This window comes from Rhizobium sp. No.120 (genome assembly GCF_054558365.1).
In genome coordinates, this window is record NZ_BAAJNQ010000014.1 from 100,972 (window position 1) to 120,709 (window position 19,738).

General features: G+C 58.1%; 18 protein-coding genes and 1 pseudogene. All 19 read left to right on the top strand.

The annotated features are described in order from the left end of the window. Window positions 1-283: 283 nt before the first annotated feature. The 19 genes and pseudogenes from ACYJRZ_RS27220 to ACYJRZ_RS27310 all read left to right on the top strand — a co-directional run bounded on the left by ACYJRZ_RS27220 (window position 284) and on the right by ACYJRZ_RS27310 (window position 19,627). Complete coding sequence (locus tag ACYJRZ_RS27220) at window positions 284-550, top strand: DUF1488 family protein (RefSeq protein ID WP_459463918.1); 267 nt, start codon at window positions 284-286, stop codon at window positions 548-550. A 287-nt stretch (window positions 551-837) separates the two neighbouring features. After that, window positions 838-1,074, top strand: coding sequence for a hypothetical protein (locus ACYJRZ_RS27225; protein ID WP_459463920.1), 237 nt, complete (start codon window positions 838-840; stop codon window positions 1,072-1,074). A gap of 307 nt (window positions 1,075-1,381) precedes the next feature. Next, window positions 1,382-2,332, top strand: coding sequence for a class I mannose-6-phosphate isomerase (locus ACYJRZ_RS27230; RefSeq protein WP_459463922.1), 951 nt, complete (start codon window positions 1,382-1,384; stop codon window positions 2,330-2,332). Further along, window positions 2,329-4,611: a glycosyltransferase family 4 protein gene (locus tag ACYJRZ_RS27235; RefSeq protein WP_459463924.1), complete on the top strand. Its 2,283-nt coding sequence runs from the start codon at window positions 2,329-2,331 to the stop codon at window positions 4,609-4,611. Before ACYJRZ_RS27230 ends, ACYJRZ_RS27235 begins: the two co-directional genes overlap by 4 nt. Before the next feature lie 33 nt (window positions 4,612-4,644). Then, the gene (locus ACYJRZ_RS27240; RefSeq protein WP_459463926.1) at window positions 4,645-5,943 is read left to right on the top strand and encodes a glycoside hydrolase family 130 protein; all 1,299 of its coding nucleotides are present in this window, start codon (window positions 4,645-4,647) and stop codon (window positions 5,941-5,943) included. A 324-nt stretch (window positions 5,944-6,267) separates the two neighbouring features. Then, window positions 6,268-6,387, top strand: a complete 120-nt coding sequence (locus ACYJRZ_RS27245) for a DUF4167 domain-containing protein (RefSeq protein WP_459463927.1) — start codon at window positions 6,268-6,270, stop codon at window positions 6,385-6,387. Next, window positions 6,384-7,433 (top strand): fatty acid desaturase, encoded by a 1,050-nt coding sequence (locus ACYJRZ_RS27250; protein ID WP_459463929.1) that lies wholly within the window; start codon window positions 6,384-6,386, stop codon window positions 7,431-7,433. The genes ACYJRZ_RS27245 and ACYJRZ_RS27250 overlap by 4 nt, the downstream gene beginning before the upstream one ends. Window positions 7,434-7,536: 103 nt before the next feature. Beyond that, window positions 7,537-8,637, top strand: a complete 1,101-nt coding sequence (locus ACYJRZ_RS27255) for an extracellular catalytic domain type 1 short-chain-length polyhydroxyalkanoate depolymerase (RefSeq protein WP_459463931.1) — start codon at window positions 7,537-7,539, stop codon at window positions 8,635-8,637. A gap of 84 nt (window positions 8,638-8,721) precedes the next feature. Then, window positions 8,722-9,618 (top strand): annotated as a pseudogene (locus ACYJRZ_RS27260) (transglutaminase family protein). A 303-nt stretch (window positions 9,619-9,921) separates the two neighbouring features. Then, complete coding sequence (locus tag ACYJRZ_RS27265) at window positions 9,922-10,374, top strand: response regulator (RefSeq protein ID WP_459463933.1); 453 nt, start codon at window positions 9,922-9,924, stop codon at window positions 10,372-10,374. A gap of 461 nt (window positions 10,375-10,835) precedes the next feature. Beyond that, a complete protein-coding gene (locus ACYJRZ_RS27270) occupies window positions 10,836-11,132 on the top strand; it encodes a co-chaperone GroES (protein WP_459463935.1) in 297 nt (98 codons plus the stop codon). A 63-nt stretch (window positions 11,133-11,195) separates the two neighbouring features. Then, window positions 11,196-12,821 carry a chaperonin GroEL gene (gene groL / locus ACYJRZ_RS27275; protein ID WP_459463937.1) on the top strand — a complete coding sequence of 542 codons (1,626 nt, stop codon included), beginning with the start codon at window positions 11,196-11,198 and terminating at the stop codon, window positions 12,819-12,821. 50 nt (window positions 12,822-12,871) lie between these two features. Continuing rightward, entirely contained in the window at window positions 12,872-13,261 is a 390-nt protein-coding gene (locus ACYJRZ_RS27280) for a hypothetical protein (protein ID WP_459463939.1), read from the top strand. Window positions 13,262-14,089: 828 nt separating this feature from the next. Next, window positions 14,090-14,308, top strand: coding sequence for a hypothetical protein (locus ACYJRZ_RS27285; protein WP_459463941.1), 219 nt, complete (start codon window positions 14,090-14,092; stop codon window positions 14,306-14,308). A gap of 8 nt (window positions 14,309-14,316) precedes the next feature. After that, window positions 14,317-14,904, top strand: a complete 588-nt coding sequence (locus ACYJRZ_RS27290; RefSeq protein ID WP_132717840.1) for an ANTAR domain-containing response regulator — start codon at window positions 14,317-14,319, stop codon at window positions 14,902-14,904. A 31-nt stretch (window positions 14,905-14,935) separates the two neighbouring features. Further along, window positions 14,936-16,207, top strand: a complete 1,272-nt coding sequence (locus ACYJRZ_RS27295; protein ID WP_459463943.1) for a CmpA/NrtA family ABC transporter substrate-binding protein — start codon at window positions 14,936-14,938, stop codon at window positions 16,205-16,207. Between the two features lie 352 nt (window positions 16,208-16,559). Then, window positions 16,560-17,858 carry a CmpA/NrtA family ABC transporter substrate-binding protein gene (locus ACYJRZ_RS27300; protein WP_459463945.1) on the top strand — a complete coding sequence of 433 codons (1,299 nt, stop codon included), beginning with the start codon at window positions 16,560-16,562 and terminating at the stop codon, window positions 17,856-17,858. Between the two features lie 68 nt (window positions 17,859-17,926). Continuing rightward, the gene (ntrB, locus tag ACYJRZ_RS27305; RefSeq protein WP_459463947.1) at window positions 17,927-18,820 is read left to right on the top strand and encodes a nitrate ABC transporter permease; all 894 of its coding nucleotides are present in this window, start codon (window positions 17,927-17,929) and stop codon (window positions 18,818-18,820) included. 9 nt (window positions 18,821-18,829) lie between these two features. Beyond that, the gene (locus ACYJRZ_RS27310) at window positions 18,830-19,627 is read left to right on the top strand and encodes an ABC transporter ATP-binding protein (RefSeq protein WP_459463949.1); all 798 of its coding nucleotides are present in this window, start codon (window positions 18,830-18,832) and stop codon (window positions 19,625-19,627) included. Window positions 19,628-19,738 lie beyond the last annotated feature (111 nt).

The window sequence follows — 19,738 nt, forward strand, 5'->3', positions numbered from 1 at the left end:
TGTCTTCCAATCCAGCAGCCTCGCATCTCGAACCCGCCGGCTTCAAGTTGATCAGGGAAGTCTTAAGATCGGCCGGCCTCCGGGGATCTGAGTCGGACGCGAGTTCCGACACGAAACGTGAAGCCTCGTTCTTTCTGTCAACCGAGTTCCGCAGGGGTGTGAGGACAAAATCGGCTCTCCTGAATTCTCTCGCCAACCGCAAACAATCGTCGACACGAGCAAGCCTTGATCCCCAACCCGAGGGTTGCGCTGTTGATCGGTGGCAAGATGAGGGTGGGCGCTGATGGGAATCTCGTTCCCAAACGAAGCTCGTAGTTTTGACGACAGAAATCGCTGTGTCCGTTTCACCGGATACGACGGGATGTTCGAGATCAAATTCTATCTGGCGACTGAAGTCTTGGCCTGCGAGAAATCGCACCGAAATGCCACCGAGGCAGATTATTTGACGGCGTTCGATGCGTTGCGCCCAAGAATTCTGAAAGCTGCGACCTCTGCTTATTCCAAAGTTCGATCCAGCGCGATTACGCTGGATCTCGCGCATTTTCGTTAAGCATACCGTGATCCTGAAGGATACGATCGTGCATCATCCAGCCAAATCAGCTCCACCGCTCCAACCAGGAACAGCGAAAACTGTGCTTGTGAGCGAGTTTGCAAAAAGATTTCGCCTCGGTCAGGTGGAGGAGAACCGATTGCGGAAGCTCCTGGGCCCAATCGCTAAGGAAATAGACCTCCTCAGAAATGCCGGCAGATAAAGGGATCGGCGGTATTATCGCCGCTTCCGCTCTCCTTGCCCGCCACAGAGCATTCCAGCATTCTCCCCACAGGAACGGTGCCGTCATGAAGACAACAGTGAAAAGCATCGCTATCATTCGACCGTTCCAGCTTCCCGGGATGGCGCAACCTCATCCACCAGGCGTCTTCGAGCTTCAGATTGATGAGGAGCCCATCGACGTCACATGGGAGGCTTATCATACGACAATGACCTTGCTCCTTAGCTCCAACGGGCGCACCGAGGCGTGGCCCGTGTCGAGGGAGGAATTTGAAAAAACGCTGGCGCCGTCTATCGCTCCTTAAGCAACCTCAAGACTCGTCAGACCCGACGAACTGGTAACGGTCGAAAATTTTATCGTGCAAGCCAAGTTTGTCTCAACCAAGGGCAGGATACGACCGGCAAGGGCCGAAACCCATGAGGCCGCTGCATACCCGCTGAGTCACGGATGCTGCGTAATTGTCGCAGCCGAGCCAGGATAAGATCACGGCGCCGCAGACACGTTCGCAGCCCTTGCTGTTTCCAAGATCCGTACGGACAGCGCTGCAGCGGCAATAACACACTCCGATCTCAGGTCACCCCGATCTTAGCGGCGAGATCAAGGAGACCACCATGACAATCGACCGCGCCAGTGTGAGAACAATTCTCAAGCCATGGGGTCGTCTTGATCTCGGGCCATGGGCATCGAAAAACCATCAGGATAGCCCAGTCGGCGAAATCTCGTTTGACTGTGGCGAAGAGGGAGGGCCGGACCGTCTACTCCTCCTGAAGCTCCTGTTTACAGGGGAAACACTGTCGATACAGGTTCATCCCGATGATGCTGCCGCCAAGTCGATGGGGATGAAAAGCGGCAAGAGCGAAGCCTGGTATGTGTTGGCAGCGGAAGAGGGGGCGCAGGTCGCCGTAGGTCTCAAACGGCCACTGACACAGCTCGAATTCAGGAAGGCTGCGCTCGGCGGATCAATCGAGGGCCTTCTCGACTGGCAGGAGGCGGCGGCCGGTGACGTGTTTTATGTTCCGGCTGGCACTGTGCATGCCATCGGTGCAGGTCTGGTCATTGCTGAGATCCAACAACGCAACGAGACGACGTTTCGCATCTGGGATCACGGACGTTCGCGAGAACTGCATATCGACCAAGCCATAGCCGTGGCACGGCTGGAGCCAGCAAGCAGCAGGAAGCTACCACGCCATATCACCGTCGAGCGCGCCGAGCTCATGTCTTGTCCGTTCTTCACCCTCGAACGGTTGGACCTCCCTGCCGACACCGTTTGGGAGTTGACCGCGAGCCGCGAAAGCTGGGCTCTGGTCGTCGCGGGAGGCGGCACAATAGGATTGCTGACAGCGAGGATCGGCGATGGGTTTTTCGCGGAAGCTGATCGTGCCGACATCCGTGTCGGGCCTGACGGAATTGTCTTGCTCATTGCCACCGCAGCGAGCTCGCCCGCGATCGGACTCCTGAGGCAGCTCCCGGCCGAAGGCCGATCGCAACCCCGTTCTGAGCTGGAAAGTGGTCGCCAAGGGCGAAGCGTCATTCCATTCCGCTCGTCAGGAGCTTCGCTATGAATCAGCTCAAAAATATCGCATTCATCGGCAATTCTTTACCACGCCGCTGTGGTATCGCCACTTTCACGACGGATCTGCAGCAGGCCGTTTCGAAATCTCCCGCCCGTGTCGCCACGGCGATCGTGGCTATGACGGATCATGGTCATGTCTACGACTACCCGCCGGAGGTCCGTCTCGCGATAGCCGATAACAACCGCGACGATTATATTCATGCCGCGGACGTCCTGAACGCCGGCAATTTCGACGTCGCCTGCCTGCAGCACGAATTCGGAATTTTTGGCGGCGAGGACGGAGATCATATCGTTGCGCTGCTGTCGCGGTTGAAGATGCCGATCGTCACCACGCTGCACACGGTTCTGGCGGAGCCAAGTCTCGGCCAGCGCCGCGTCCTGAACGAAATCATCGACCTGTCTGCCAAAGTGGTGGTCATGGCGGAAAAGGGCAGGACTTTGTTGTCGGAGGTCTATCATGTGCCGGCCGGCAAGATAGAGGTCGTTCCCCATGGAATTCCCGACATGCCGTTTTCGGAACCGGCAGCCTCAAAAGCTGACCTGGGGTTCGACAGGCGCTCGGTGATCCTCACGTTCGGGCTTCTCTCACCAAACAAAGGCATCGAGGTCATGATCGATGCCATGCCCTTGATCTTGGAAAGTCGGCCCGATGCGGTCTACGTGATCCTCGGAGCAACCCATCCCAATCTCGTACGCGACCAAGGTGAGGCCTATCGCGAGAGCCTCGTGACGCGGGTAAATGACCTTGGCATCGAGGACAGCGTGGTGTTTCTCGATCGCTTCGTCGATAAGGCAACCCTGCTGGATTTCATCTCCATGTGCGATGTCTATGCCACACCTTATCTCAATGCGGCCCAGATGACATCGGGCACTCTGGCTTACAGCTTCGGTCTCGGGAAAGCCGTCGTCTCTACACCTTACTGGCATGCGCGCGAACTGCTGGCCGAGGGACGCGGCGTGCTAGTCCCATTCGGCGACGCGACAGCGATTGGACGCGAGATCGCGTCGCTCCTCACCGAGGACGCAAGACGCGACGCAATGCGTCGGCGCGCCTACCAAACCAGTCGACCGATGACATGGCAAAAGATCGCCGAGCGCTATCTCGCATTGTTCTCACAGGTCGCAATTCAAAATCCCGCACGGCAGCTCGCACCGCCAATCAATGTCGTGATGCGAAAGACCCCTGCCCTCCCCGAGCCGCAGCTTGGCTACTTCATGTCGATGTGCGACGATACCGGGCTGTTTCAGCATGCCGTCTATTCGGTACCTGATCGGACGCACGGCTACTGTGTCGACGATAACGCCCGCGCGCTTCTTTTGTCGGTTGCCCTTAACGAGCCCGGCGAACGGCTGCTGCCGGAGGCACTCACCGCGCGCTTCGCGTCCTTCGTGCAGCACGCTTGGAACCCCGACAAAAAACATTTTAGAAACTTCATGAGTTTCGACCGACGCTGGCTGGAAGACAAGGGATCGGAGGACAGCCACGGCCGAACGCTCTGGGCTCTTGGAGAATGCGCCCGTAGCGACGCAAGCCAATCCCGGCGCGCGTGGGCTGCGAGCCTGTTTGCGCAGGCATTGCCTACCGTTGAAGGTTTCGGCTCGCCACGCGCCTGGGCGTTCGCGCTGCTGGGACTGGTGGGATATTGCGCAGCCTCCCCTCAAGACGTGTTCGCCCATCAGATCCGTTCGACACTGGCCGACCGGCTGGTGGATATCTTCCATCGTGTCGAGAGAATGGGCTGGAGCTGGTTCGAGGAGAACCTCTCCTACGACAATGCCCGACTGTCTCAGGCCCTGATCGCGACGGGATGGAGTGCTGAACGCCCCGATTGCGTGGCAGCAGGGCTCAAATCCTTGCGATGGCTGATGACGATACAGACGAGCCCTGAAGGACTGTTCAGGCCTGTCGGCACGGATGGATTTACAGATCGGACGAGAAAGGTGAAGCTCTTCGACCAACAGCCCCTGGAGGCGACAGCGACGATCGCTGCTTGTCATGCCGCATGGCGGGTCAGCCACGACACCACATGGAAAGAAGAGGCTGCAAAGGCTTTCGCCTGGTTCCTCGGCAGCAACGATCTCTTATTATCGGTCGTGGATCTCGAAACAGGCAGTTGCCGCGACGGTCTGCATCCCACGCGTCTCAATGAAAACAGAGGCGGCGAATCCGTGGTCTGCTATCTCCTCGGCCTTGTGGAGTTTCGTAAGCTTTCGCGCGCCAGCGGTCATCCTTCGACACTCGCTCCGCTTCGCGCGCTCACCGCGTAATGCATCGCAGCCTCAACTCAGATCGAGATCATCTTGTCACAGACAGCATTTCTCAACCGCCAGGCACTTTTCCTACGACCCGATCCCACACGCGTCGTGGTGCGGCCCTTCAAACCCGCGACGGAACCGCGAGATCTGAAACCGACAGACAAGACGCGGGCCAATCACATCGTTGATCGTGTGCTCGGCCTCGAGATCGAGGCCGCAGAGCAGCAACTTGCCGAGATCCTTGAAAACTTCGAGGGCCGACACCGCAATCTGCTGGCGACGTTCGAAAAGCGCGCTATCGAAATGGAGGAAGCGTTCGCGCCCCACATTACTTTCAACAAGGTGCAACGCCAACTCGTCGGCGCATACTTCATGCACGAATATTCCTTCGAGGCATCCGCTTTGTTCAACCCGAGCATAGTCGCCCACGCGGATCAGTCGGGCGTGCCGAGCGGCAGCAAGCGCTTTATCTTAAGCCTGCGTGCAGTCGGCGAAGGACATGTTTCGTCTCTCACCTTCAGATCGGGAATTGTCGATCAGAATGGCACCGTGGACATCGAACCCACGGCGCGGCTTGCGTCCATTCCCTCGTTCGACAATCCCTCACCTTCATCGCCCGACGAGCCTTTGGAACTGACGTTTTCCTCCGAGCAGCCAATCAGTGAGCGGGTGATATTTCCGATGACCGCCGCTCAGTCAAACGGCATCGAGGATGCTCGCTTCGTCGAGTTCGAAGAGGCGGGGCGGAAAACCTACTACGCCACATATACGGCGTATAATGGCAGAGACATTCGCTCCGAGCTCCTCGAGACCAAAGATTTTCTGTCGTTTCGGATGACGCCTCTCGCCGGGACAGCCGCCAAGAGCAAGGGAATGGCTTTATTCCCGCGAAAGATCGACGACCAATTTGCGATGATCGGTCGCCAGGACAATGAAAACCTTTATCTCATCCGCTCCAACGATCTCCACGTCTGGAATGGCGGCGAGATCATTCTCGGCCCGAAATTTCCGTGGGAATTCGTGCAAATGGGCAATTGCGGATCGCCGATCGAACTCGACGAGGGTTGGTTACTTCTCACACACGGGGTCGGCCCCGTGCGAAGATACGCAATCGGCGCAGCCCTTCTCGACAAGCGCGATCCGTCCAAAGTTCTCGCCCGCTCGAAAGAGCCGCTCGTTCACCCGGAGCCGTCGGAAAGGGAGGGATATGTTCCAAACGTCGTCTACACATGCGGCGCGATGCGCCACAACGATCAGATCGTGCTACCTTACGCCATCTGTGACACGTTCTCGAACTTCTCGACGATCAAGATCGCCGACCTGCTGGGCACCCTGACCGGCTGACTCTCTCTGCATGGGGTTAGCATCCTTTGGAGCCGACACGGGAGGCCAGGCAACATCAAACGGCCGCAATGCCGGGGTAAATCTTGATCGACTGCGACGCCGCCCCAAGGGGCGAAACCACTGGCGAGTTCGCTTGCGTTAGTCGCCGTCAATCATTCCCGAAATCACGACCTTTATGGAGCAAGCCTCATGACGGCTTGAATTATTCTTTTGAAATCACCTCGCCGAAATTCTATTCCGTCTGCCAGCAGCCGTGCTCGGGCCACCGCGGATACGATAGTAATATCGAGCCCGCAGTACCTAATGAGACGATATGAGCAATATATGGTTTCAGCTCGAGAAGCCGCCCAAGCCGGTGACCGGGTCGAGGCGGAGAACCTTTATCAGCACGCTGAACACTTCTATCGCACGGCAGCCCTGCAGAAAGCCGGCCAGAATCAATGATCGTGGAAACAAAGTCATCCACGGATAATGGTTCGGACGAGAAAGCCTGGCTCAAGATCCTCGCCAAATATCGCACGCCGCATGCGGGCCGCGGCTTGTTCGAGTTGACGGTCACAGCGATCCCTTTCGCAGCTTTCTGGACGCTAGCCTGTTTGGCGGTTCATTTCGGCTTCTGGTGGGGCCTGATTCTGATCGTCCCAGCGGCGGGGTTTCTGCTGCGGCTGTTCATGATCCAGCATGATTGCGGGCACGGTTCTTTCTTCGCCCGGCGACGCTTCGATGATTGGACAGGCCGTGTCCTCGGCGTCCTCACGCTCACCCCATATGACTATTGGCGCAGGGCGCATGCCACGCATCACGCTTCGGCCGGCAATCTCGATGAGCGGGGTGTCGGGGATATTACCACTCTCACCGTGACGGAATATTATGGTCGGTCGCGCTGGGGACGGATTGGATATCGCCTTTATCGGCATCCGCTGGTGATGTTTGGAATTGGCCCTGCCTGGCTCTTCCTGTTTCAGCAACGCCTGCCGATGGGTATGATGCGCGAGGGTATCCTTCCCTGGATGTCCACGATGGCCACCAACGCTGCGGTGATGGTGATCGCCGCGCTCCTGATCTGGGTGATCGGCCCTGTCTCCTTTCTAGTCGTTCATCTGCCGATCGTCCTCCTGGCGGGTTCGATCGGCGTCTGGCTATTCTACGTGCAGCATCAATTCGAGGAGACACACTGGTCGAAGGAGCCGGAATGGCAGTTTCCAAAAGCCGCCCTGCAAGGAGCTTCGCATTACGATCTGCCGCGGCCTCTGCGCTGGCTGACCGGCAACATCGGCATTCACCACGTGCACCACCTCTCCAGCAAGGTTCCCTACTATCGCCTGCCGGAAGTCCTTCGAAACCATCCGGAACTCGGCGAAATCGGCAGGATCACGCTGTGGCAAAGTTTGCAATGCGTGAAGTTGGTCCTGTGGGACGAAGGAAGCCGGCGATTGGTCTCGTTTCGTGAAGCGGCCTCTATCGCACGGCTCACTCGGGAAGCTCCCTGAGATCTTTCCAGCACCGATCACGAAATCTTTGCAAAGAAATTGTGCAGTGCAGCATTCGTACCTATGTATGATCTTGTGCCCATGACGGGCAAAGGAGACGGATGTGCCAGAGCACATGAATTCGCGCCGGCTGATAGAGCTGAGAAACTTCGGTTCCAACCCCGGCTTGCTGAAGTGCTGGCTTTACCTGCCGACCATCCTTGCTCCCAAAACGCCGCTTGTCGTCGTCTTGCACGGATGCACGCAGAATGCGGCGACCTACGACCATGGAACCGGCTGGTCGAAGATGGCGGAAGAGAAGGGATTTGCGCTGCTCTTTCCGGAGCAACAGCGTGCCAACAACGCCAACCTGTGTTTCAACTGGTTTGAGCCGGGCGATATCCGGCGCGATGCAGGCGAGGCTCTTTCAATCCGTGAGATGATCGGCCACGTCGTCGAGGCGCACGGGATCGATCCTGGCAAAATCTTCATCACCGGACTTTCGGCCGGAGGCGCGATGGCGAACGTCATGCTGGCGACCTATCCCGAATTGTTTGCGGCCGGCGCGATCATCGGCGGGCTTCCTTATGGGACCGCTTCAGGTGTGGGGCAGGCCTTCGAGCGGATGCGGGGCCAGAACGCCCCGAGCGTCAGTCAGATGCAGTCGGCCCTCACGACCGCAGCGTCCAGCTGGGGGGCTTTCCCAAGCATCTCTGTCTGGCATGGCACGCACGATCAGACGGTAAAGCCAGTCAATGCCGAGCAGATCGTCCATCAATGGGCAGGCGTGCACCATGTCTCCGACACACCGTATGTGATCGGGTCCATCAATCGCCATAGTCGTAAGGTCTGGCTCGACGAAAGCGGCAAACCGGTCATCGAGGTCAATCTCATCAAGGCCATGGCCCATGGCGTTCCCTTGTCGTTTACAGCGAAAGCTCCTTTGGGAAATTCGGGGCCGTTTATGCTGGAGGCAGGCATTTCCTCTACTGCACGTATTGCCAGGTCATGGGGCCTTGCCGACGACGCCGATGTCGCCATCGCCGAGGAGGCGTTCGAGCTTGGCCTGGAGCACAGCGGGGCGCCGTCAAGCATTGAAGCGGTTATCGCCAAGGCAATGGCATTTGCAAAGCCCGGCTTGGCCCACAACGCCGTAGGTCGAGACGATCGAGGCGTCGGCAAGGTGATCAACGATGCGCTTCGTGCAGCGGGCCTGATGCGTTAATCAGCCGGCGCGGCGCGCGAGAGATACGCCTTTGTCCTGTGTCAGGGGCGGCGGCCTCGCCATCAACTTTTAGGGTCATTTTTCATGCCGATGCTCAACATTCATCATCTTACGACCTACAGCTTTCGAAAGAACGTGTCGCTGTCGCCTCACCGCCTGATGCTCAGGCCACGTGAAGGCCGCGAGCTCAGACTGCTGAGGCATGAGATTTCCATTTCCCCCGAGGCTGAGCTGACCTGGTCGAACGACGTATTCGGCAATGCGATCGCCTCAGCGACATTCTAGACCCCAAGCGATAGTTTGGTGGTGGACAGCATGGCAACCGTCGATTTGACGGCATCGGCATGGCCCGTCTTCGACATTGCGGCGTCGGCAATCAACTATCCTTTCCTGTACTCCGACAACGACTGGACTGACCTCGGAGCGCTGACGGTTCAGCAGTATGAAGACGTCGAGCAGCGGCTTGCGACATGGGCGCGCGGCTTCGTCGCGGGAAGGCCAACGGATACGCTGTCCCTTCTCAAGGATATCAGTCTGGGCATCGCATCTTCTATCGCTTACCAAAGCCGGGAAGAAGAAGGCACACAATCGCCGCTGACCACTCTTGACCGGGGTTGGGGCTCTTGCAGAGACTTTGCCTTACTATTCGTGGAGGCGGTGCGCAGTCTGGGCTTCGGCGCTCGGATCGTCTCGGGCTATCTGTTCAACCCGGACAGTTCACTCACCGGCTCGATGGACAGTGGATCAACCCATGCTTGGGCTGAAGTATTCGTTCCGGGTGCCGGTTGGATCACATTCGATCCGACAAACCGCAGCATGGGCGGCGCCAACCTCATCCCAATTGCTGTGACCCGCGATATCGCCCAAGCCGTTCCGATTTCAGGAAGCTTCGTGGGCGGGACGGACGCCTTCCTATCGATGAACGTAGCCGTAGAAGTCAAAGTAGCGGACCGAGCCGCAGGCCGCGCGCTTATAGAATGATCGGACTGAGGTGGCTCAATTGTCACGTTGTGCCGCTTCTTCGATCTCGAAGGGACGAGAACCATCAGCCGCCTACTTGGTGGACGTCGCCCCCGTTTACGCGCGTGTGTCGAAACCTGGTGCCGGAAGAATGGGCGGCTCAGGACGCTGCCTAATGCCCTGGCCAATATCCCCAAGCTCCGTGGGATTGAGGATGGACTTATCACATCAAAGCTCTATCTGTTCGTCATCGTCAGCAAACGAATTCGTAGGCGCTGGCGGCTGAGGGCTTAGAGCTCCCGCCTGCCAATGCAGGACGTGCTCATGGTCGATGGCTCAGCCGAGACATCTCAGAAAATCATCAGCGGCGACGGGAGCAAGCTGCTTGTTCTTATCACCGAAGACGAATTCCTCATCAAAGCAAACCTCGAAGAGGTCGTGACGGAAGCAGGCTTCGAGCATATGGCCGTATCGAATGCGGGTAAGGCTATCCGTGCTTTGGAAAAGGACTCTGCTCGCTTTTGCGCCCTGATAACCGACGTGAGGATGCCAGGACAAACAAACGGTTGGGATTTGGCTCGCCGAGCGCGAGAATTACAACCCCTCATGCCAGTGATCTACATGACAGGCGACAGCGCCAAGGAATGGGCAGCTCAGGGCGTTCCGAATAGCATTCTGCTTCAGAAGCCTTTCGTGCATGCGCAGCTCGTCACGGCATTAACCACTCTGCTGAACGATGCTGCCACCAGCGGGTTGGCCAATAGCTCGTCAGCATGAAAGACAGGGATCGGCTCGGGCGGCGCTCAGTCTTTCTGCTCGGCCTCCTTGACGGCGCTGCGCCAACGGCTGCGGTCTGCCTGCCGTCCCGGCCTTCGTTCATCCAGCGGTCTACTCACCGCCGTTCGCAATCGATCGTCGGATGGCCACTCGACCGCGTCGATCATCCGGCTATCGCTGTCGCCGCTTCCGCTTTTGCAAGCGGTCCTTCATGGCGATCCCTTCATTGAAGGAGGGCGACGTTCCTCGTCGCGTTTGCTGTTATGGCAGGCGAGGAGTTGCTGCATATCCTTCCAAAATATTCTGCTAGGAACGAGTAACATACAGTTCGGCCGTGCCGGGCGATTTATTGCTCTCGGCTAGCCGCCACATGCGAATTCTCTGGCACTCTTATCATTAGACTGCTAACGTACACTATCGGGAGCGGCCATTGGGTTTCGTTCCCGTCGAAGGATCCCAAAATGTTAACTACTGTTTTCCGGCCGTTACACGACCGGGTCGTCGTTCGTCGTATTGAGGCCGAAGATAAAACCAAGGGCGGGATTATCATTCCAGACACCGCCAAGGAAAAGCCAGCTGAAGGCGAAATCGTTGCCGTTGGCTCCGGTACCCGCGACGAAAGGGGCAACCTCAACCCGCCTGACGTGAAAGTCGGCGACCGCATCTTGTTCGGCAAGTGGTCCGGCACCGAGATCAAGTTCAACGGCGAGGACCTGTTGATCATGAAGGAAGTCGACGTCATGGGCGTGATAGCCTGAGCTTCGGCCGCATCTTTTTTCTTTTTCATGAAGTCCATAGGGCGAAGAGCCCAGGAGTTTTTAATGTCTGCCAAACAAATCATATTCGGCCGTGATGCACGCGAAAAGCTGCTGCGTGGCGTCGATATTCTTGCTGACGCGGTCAAGGTGACGCTGGGGCCCAAGGGCCGCAACGTGGTGATCGACAAGTCCTACGGCGCGCCGCGCATTACCAAGGACGGCGTCACCGTCGCCAAGGAAATCGAACTCGACGACAAGCTCGAGAACATGGGCGCCCAGATGGTGCGCGAAGTGGCATCAAAAACCAACGATGTTGCCGGCGACGGCACGACCACTGCAACCGTTCTTGCTCAAGCTATCGTTCGCGAAGGCGGCAAGGCCGTTGCGGCCGGCATGAACCCGATGGATCTGAAGCGCGGTATCGACCTTGCCGTCGCAGCCGTCGTCAAGGATCTGCTGGCCAAGGCCAAAAAGATCAATACGTCGGAGGAAATCGCCCAGGTTGGTACTATTTCGGCGAACGGCGAAAAAGAAATTGGTCAATATATCGCCGATGCGATGCAGAAGGTCGGCAATGAGGGTGTGATCACCGTCGAGGAAGCCAAAACCGCTGAAACCGAACTCGAGGTCGTCGAAGGCATGCAGTTCGACCGTGGATATCTCAGCCCCTATTTCGTCACTAATGCCGAAAAGATGGTCGCTGAACTGGAAGATGCCTACGTGTTGCTGCACGAGAAGAAGCTTTCCAATCTTCAAGCTATGCTGCCGGTCCTCGAAGCTGTCGTCCAGACCGGCAAACCCTTGCTGATCATTTCCGAGGATGTCGAAGGCGAAGCGCTTGCGACGCTCGTCGTCAACAAGCTGCGTGGCGGCTTGAAGATCGCCGCCGTAAAGGCTCCGGGCTTCGGTGACCGTCGCAAGGCGATGCTCGAAGATCTCGCCATCCTGACCGGCGGCACAGTCATCTCCGAAGACCTCGGCATCAAGCTGGAAACCGTCACGCTTGACATGCTTGGCCGCGCCAAGAAGGTCTCGATCACCAAGGAAGCGACCACCGTCGTCGATGGTGCGGGCAACAAAGCGGATATCGAATGCCGCATTGCCCAGATCAAGGCACAGATCGAAGAAACCACCTCCGACTACGACCGCGAAAAGCTGCAGGAGCGACTTGCCAAGCTTTCGGGCGGTGTCGCCGTGATCCGCGTCGGCGGTTCGACGGAAGTCGAGGTCAAGGAAAAGAAGGACCGCATCGACGACGCGCTGAACGCGACCCGGGCGGCTGTCGAAGAAGGCATCGTTCCCGGCGGGGGGACGGCTCTGCTGCGCGCCTCGATCGTCCTCGATATCAGGGGCGAGAACGACGACCAGAATGCCGGCATCACCATCATCCGCAAGGCCCTGCAGTCGCTGGTACGACAGATTGCCGAAAATGCAGGTGACGAAGGCTCGATCGTGGTCGGCCGGATCCTGGAAAGTAACACCGACAATTTCGGTTACAACGCTCAGACGTCTGAGTACGGCGACATGATCGCCATGGGTATCGTTGATCCCGTCAAGGTGGTTCGCACAGCCCTGCAGAATGCGGCTTCCGTTGCCGGCCTTCTCGTGACGACAGAAGCCATGATTGCGGACCTCCCTAGAAAGGACGGTGCAGGTGTCGGCATGCCTGACATGGGCGGAATGATGTAACGCTTATTCTGAAATTTGGATCAGTGACCCCCATCTATGAGGAGACTCCTATGGCCGTGCAGAACAGCAAGACATCAATATCCGAGCGTTTCAATTCGTATCAGCCCTCCAAGACCATTCTTGTGTGGGCATGTGCGGTGACGGCGGTCGCGACCATCGTCGTCGGCTTTAACTGGGGTGGCTGGGTAACTGGCGGATCTTCACTCCAGGCAGCGACGGCTGCGGGAAAGATGGCCCGTGGAGAGCTCGCATCGTCCATATGCGTCGAACGCTTCAAGGCTGCACCGGACGCGATTGGAAAACTGGCCGAGTTCAAGGCTCTTTCAGATAGCTACAAAAAGCGTCAGTTCATCGAGGCGGGCGGGTGGGCATCCATGCCGGGGCAGACATCGGTCGACAGCGACATCGCCGAAAGCTGCAGCGCGGCGCTCTCCGTCTAGGGCCGTGTTTGATGCTATGCTAGCTTAGGCGCTCCTGCTGGAGCGCCTCGTTTATCTCTCGCTTTGTCGCCCCCAGACTGATGAAAACTCGTCATCATGAGATGGCACCCTAAATCTCCGCTATAGACGGCAGAGAGCGTGAGGACATAATTTCTTGGTATCATCACCAGGATATGTATCTGGCGTCTCCAATGCCGGTCGAATGAGGGACGCTTTATTCATTTCCGCTCGCCTGCCCCAGAAGGGCCTGCACTCAGCTCTTGAAGGGATATGAACCGGCGTCCCTGCCATTGCCCAAGATCCTCGACCATGGTGCCGAGTTTCACGGCGGATAGCATCCTATTCTTCACGGAGGGGCGTAGTGGCCGCCAATTTCTCGATACTCTTCAGAACCTCCTGGGTTTAAGCACGCTTTTGGTCGATCTGCCCATCAATCGAGGCAAGTTTCTCGGCTTGCTCCGAGGTGAGCCCATAAGAAGGCCTTCGGAGCAGAAACCTCATGAGCCGCAGCTTTCTGCGGTACGACGCAAACCTAGACTGCCTCGTCCGGATCATTGGCGGCCGTGAGAGCCCGCCCGTCGGCCAGTTTCATCTTCATGAAAAGCTCTGTCAGAGCGCAAATGATTTGGGCGAGTGCTCAAACTTTAGGTTCATATTTGGCGGATGGCTCGAATTAGCGGCACTTCGCGAAGTGGCATGATGATTGCTTCGGCTCTTTTTATCAAAGAGAGGCACCGCATCATGATATCATTCCTCCTTGTCCTCCTCTGCATTGCCATGGGGTTCAGTTGGAACGGCTGCTTGTCTACGTTGAGTTTGGAACCACAGATGTCGCGAACGCAGATCGCGTTTGCAACGGCTTCGACCAGCATCTGCGTTTCCGCAATCGGATTGGCCTTTCTTGACCGGCAGCTGCTCGTCGGTCTTGCGGTCATTGGAGCTGGCGCCGTTCTCGCGTGGATCGTGGGAAAACGGCTCTCCATCCAATGGTCGCTGCTTATCTCGGCTATCGCCTTTGCGATTTACATGCACGGTGTCTTCGGCTGAAGGTGACAATGAACTATTCAGACCTCACCATCCTTGTTATCGACGAAAATGCGATACGGGCCTCCATCATAGAGGAGGGATTGATCGAGGCCGGTCATACCAATGTGACGGTCATTCATGAGGTTCAAGGTGTGGCGCGCACCATCGAAACGCTCAAACCTGACGTCATCATCATCGATATCGAGAATCCCAATCGCGACATGATGGAACACCTTTTCCAACTGACACGCAGCGTCAGCCGCCCGATCGCCATGTTCGTCGACCGTTCCGATACCGCGCAGATAGAAGCGGCGATCGAGGCAGGCGTATCGGCCTATGTCGTTGATGGCCTGAAGAAAGAACGCGTCAAGTCGATCCTCGATATGACGGTCAGTCGTTTCAACGCTTTCAGCAGGCTGCAACGAGAGCTCGCGGAGGCAAAATCGGCGCTCGAGGAACGCAAGGTGATCGAGCGGGCCAAGGGAATACTGATGAAAATGCGCGGCCTGTCGGAGGAGCAGGCATTCACGCTGCTGCGCCAGACCGCCATGAATGAAAAGAAGAAGATGTCCGAAATTGCTCAGAGCGTTGTGACCGCGGCCGGGCTCTTGATGTGATGGGTAAGGCAGGGAGAAAGCCGGAGTGAACATGATCGGTAAAATCAAGCAGTCGCAGAGCAAGCTTGCCGCGCCGGCCGCCATCGGTACTGCGGGTTCCAAGGTTGTGCGCGCCGGTTTCATTCCGCTTCTCGATGCCTCGGTGCTGATAGCCGCCGCCGAGTTCGGATTTGCGAAGAAGGAAGGTCTGACGCTTGATCTCGTCAAGGATGTCTCCTGGGCAAACGTCCGTGACCGTCTGGCCTTCCGCCAGTTCGACATTGCCCACATGCTTTCGCCGATGCCGGTCGCGTCCATGCTCGGGCTCGGCTCGAATCCGTCCCCGACCATCACTCCTTTTTCGCTCGGACGCGGCGGAAACGCCATCACACTCTCGACGCGACTTTTCGAACGCATGCGTGAAACTACCGGCATTTCCGAACAGGGCAGTGCCCTGGAGAACGCAAGGGCACTCTGCAAAGTGCTTGAGACCATGAGGGCGCAGGGGCAGGCCATGCCGGTATTCGGCGTTACCTATCCCTTCTCCTCGCATAATTACGAATTCCGCTACTGGCTGGCGGCGGGCGGAATAAATCCGGATGGTGACGTGAAGCTCGTCGTCGTCCCGCCGCCCCTGACCTCGGATGCGCTTGCCGCCGGCGCCATCGATGGCTTTTGCGTGGGCGCACCCTGGAATATGGTCGCCTGTGAACGCGGCGTTGGCCGCATCGTTGCCGCCAAGCAGGATATCTGGTCATCTGCACCGGAAAAGGTCATCGCCATGCGCCCGGAATGGGCCGAAAGCCGGTCCGAGACCGTCTCGCGCCTTATTGTAACGCTGGACGCCGCCGCCCGCTGGTGCGACGATCCGGCCAATCATGACGCGCTCGCTGAAGCTCTCGCGGACCCGCGCCTTATCGCTGCGCCTGTTGATATCATCCGGCATGTATTGGCAGGCGAATTCAGTCTGGACGCCAGAGGCCATCGACGCATCATTCCCGGTTATTTCAATTTTCATCACGACTTTGCAAACTACCCGAAACCCGGCCATGCCTTATGGATCTACAGCCAGATGATCCGCTGGGGGCAGACGGCCCTCAGCGAGGAGGGCGTGCGCTTGGCGACCAGCGCCTATCGGCCGGATCTCTACCGGGCAGCGCTCGGCATCGGCCCCGAGGAGCCGGATATCGGTATCGAGGGCGACAGTCAGACGGATCGATTTATGGACGATCACATTTTCGATCCCGCGGACATCGCCGCCTATATCCGCAACTTCACCGTCCGCAGCGATCTTAGCCAAAATACCGATAGCGAGGAAATCTGAGCTTGAGGGGGGTGCACTGCATAGAGTTTGCGCGCCAAAATTTCGCAGGCGCACAAAAATGTTGCAGGCGAGATGTAATGGCCAAGCCGCCAATGGCATCCCGCAAGGAAAATTCATAAGGCACCTCAACGGCTTATCTGTCTTATCCAGACTTGGCATGCCGTTTGCACTATAAATTTCGCATCGGTCAACGGCGACCGAAGCAGCCGGGTGCGCCATAGGCGCCCGCAAAAGACATCGACGTCGCAAGGTTTTTGCTGCCCGGGACATTTCCTCCGTCCTGCAGGCGCGATCACCGAGCGGCGTTTTTTTATGTCCAAAATCCAGAGAGATCAGCAGAGGGAACCTGCGAATGACAAAGTTTTTGACGACCGCCATCAGCCGTCGCAGCATGCTCAAGACCACCGCAACGGCTGCGCTCGTCAGCGCGGTCAGGTCGGCATTTCCTTCGGGTGCTTTCGCGGCGGCCGCAGGCCCGGAAGTCAAGGGCATCAAGCTTGGCTACATTGCGTTGACGGATGCGGCCCCCTTGATCGTCGCCAAGGAGAAAGGCCTCTTCGAAAAGCACGGACTGCCCGAAGTCGACGTCGCCAAGCAGGCATCCTGGGGCGCCACCCGTGACAACCTGGTCCTTGGGGGCGCGGCCAACGGCATCGATGGCGCGCACATTCTCTCGCCGCTTCCCTACCTCATGCACACGGGGAAGGTGACCCAAAACAACAAACCTGTTCCGATGGCGATCCTTGCCCGTCTCAACCTCGACAGCCAGGGCATTTCTGTCGCCAAGGACTATGCCGCAACGGGCGTTCAGCTCGATGCCTCCAAGTTGAAGGAGGCTTTCGCGAAAAAGAAGGCCGCTGGCAACGAAGTCAAGGTCGCCATGACCTTTCCGGGCGGGACCCACGATCTCTGGATCCGCTACTGGCTGGCAGCAGGCGGCATCGACCCGAACAAGGACGTCTCCACCATCGTCGTCCCCCCGCCGCAGATGGTCGCCAACATGAAGGTCGGCAATATGGACGCCTTCTGCGTTGGCGAACCTTGGAACGAACAACTCGTCAACCAAGGCATCGGCTTTACCGCCACCACTACCGGCGAGCTTTGGAAGCATCATCCGGAAAAGGCGCTCGGCCTGCGTGCCGAATGGGTGGAAAAGAACCCGAATGCGGCAAAAGCCCTGCTGATGGCGATCATGGAAGCACAGCAGTGGGCCGACAAGATGGAAAACAAGGATGAAATGGCCGAAATCCTCGGACGCCGCCAGTGGTTCAACGTGCCGCCAAAGGATGTTGCCGGCCGCCTGAAAGGCGACATCAATTACGGCAACGGCCGCGACGTGAAGGCCACCGATCTCTTCATGAAATTCTGGCGCGACAACGCATCCTATCCGTTCAAGAGCCATGACACCTGGTTCGTCACGGAAAACGTCCGCTGGGGCACGTTTGCGCCGAATACCGACATCAAGGCGCTGGTCGACCAGGTGAACCGGGAAGATGTCTGGCGGGACGCCGCAAAGGAACTCGGCGTGGCTGCAGCCGACATTCCTGCTTCGCCGTCGCGCGGCAAGGAGGTGTTTTTCGACGGCAAGGTCTTCGATCCGGAGAACCCGTCGGCCTATCTCGACAGCCTGGCGATCAAGGCCGCCTCGTAAGAGGTCCGCTTTTCGGCGCGTCTCGGCGCGCCGGCCTCATTTCTCGACACTTTCAAAGGAGCGCGCCGATGTCCGCCCTGGCAAAACAAGAAAAGCTAACCGCGGTCGCATCCGCAAAACCCGAGCCGAACATCGTGCCGTTCTCCGGCAGGCGTGTTGCAAGATTCGATGTGAGGACTATCGCGGCCACGCTGGCGCGTAGCGTCTTGCCGCCATCCATAGTGCTGGCAGTGATGCTGCTCGTCTGGCAGGTTCTCTGTTCATCGCCGACCGCCTCGCTCCCCTCCCCCTATGTCGTGTGGACGGAAGCCTACGATCTGATCGTCTTTCCCTTCTTCAATAACGGTTCCCAGGATATCGGCCTTGGCTGGCGCGTGCTGGTTTCGCTGCAGCGCGTTGCCTATGGCTTCGGGATGGCGGCCGTGGTCGGCGTGGTGATCGGCGCCATCATCGGCCAATCGGTCTGGGCCATGCGCGGCCTTGATCCGATCTTTCAAGTGCTGCGCACGGTGCCGCCGCTTGCCTGGCTGCCATTGTCGCTTGCCGCCTTTCAGAATGCCAATCCCTCGGCCATCTTCGTGATTTTCATCACCTCGATCTGGCCTGTTATCATCAACACCGCCGTCGGCGTGCGCAACATCCCCGAAGATTACCGCAACGTCGCCAAGGTGCTGCGGCTAAACCCGCTCGAGTTCTTCTTCGAGATCATGTTGCCTTCGGCAGCACCTTACATCTTCACGGGCCTGAGGATCGGCGTCGGGCTTTCCTGGCTTGCCATCGTCGCGGCCGAAATGCTGACGGGCGGTGTAGGCATCGGCTTCTTCATATGGGACGCGTGGAACTCGTCGCGCCTCCCCGACATCATCGTTGCCCTCGCCTATATCGGCGTCGTCGGCTTTGCCCTCGATAAGCTGGTGGCGGCGGTCGGCAAGATCGTCACCCGCGGCGCTTCGGCAAACTGAGGAGATATGATGAACGCCTATCTCAAGCTCGATCATATCGACAAGCATTTCGACCGCGCCAGCGTGCGGACGGTGGTTCTGACGGATATCAACCTGACGATCGATAAGGGTGAATTCGTTTCGATCATCGGCCATTCCGGCTGCGGCAAGTCCACTCTGCTCAATCTGATCGCCGGCCTGACGCCAGTGTCCAAAGGCGCGGTTCTCCTTGAAAACCGCGAGGTCAACGCTCCGGGGCCGGAACGTGCCGTCGTCTTCCAGAACCATTCGCTGCTGCCTTGGCTGACGGTTTATGAAAACGTCCATCTCGCCGTTTCCAAAGTCTTCAAGGCCGCAAAGTCAAAAGCCGAAAACCACGAATGGGTCATGGCCAACCTCGACCTCGTCCAGATGGCGCATGCCAAGGACAGGCGCCCGTCGGAAATTTCCGGCGGCATGAAGCAGCGCGTCGGCATTGCCCGCGCGCTGGCGATGGAGCCGAAGATCCTGTTGCTCGACGAGCCCTTCGGCGCACTCGACGCACTGACCCGCGCCCATCTGCAGGATGCGGTCATGGAAATCCATTCGAGGCTCGGCAACACTATGGTGATGATCACTCACGACGTGGACGAGGCGGTGCTCTTGTCCGACCGTATCGTGATGATGACCAACGGTCCGGCCGCCCGCATCGGTGACGTGCTCGAGGTCGCGATCGAGCGCCCGCGCAACCGCATCGCGCTCGCCTCGGACCGGACTTACCTCAAGTGCCGCGAGGCGGTGCTGAAATTCCTCTACGAACGCCATCGCTTCGTCGAAGCTGCGGAGTAAGAATCCATGCAAGAATCACGTGTTGAAAAACTCGTCATCATCGGCAACGGCATGGCGCCAGGGCGCATGCTGGAGCATCTGTTCGAACAGGCACCCGGTCGCTACAGCGTT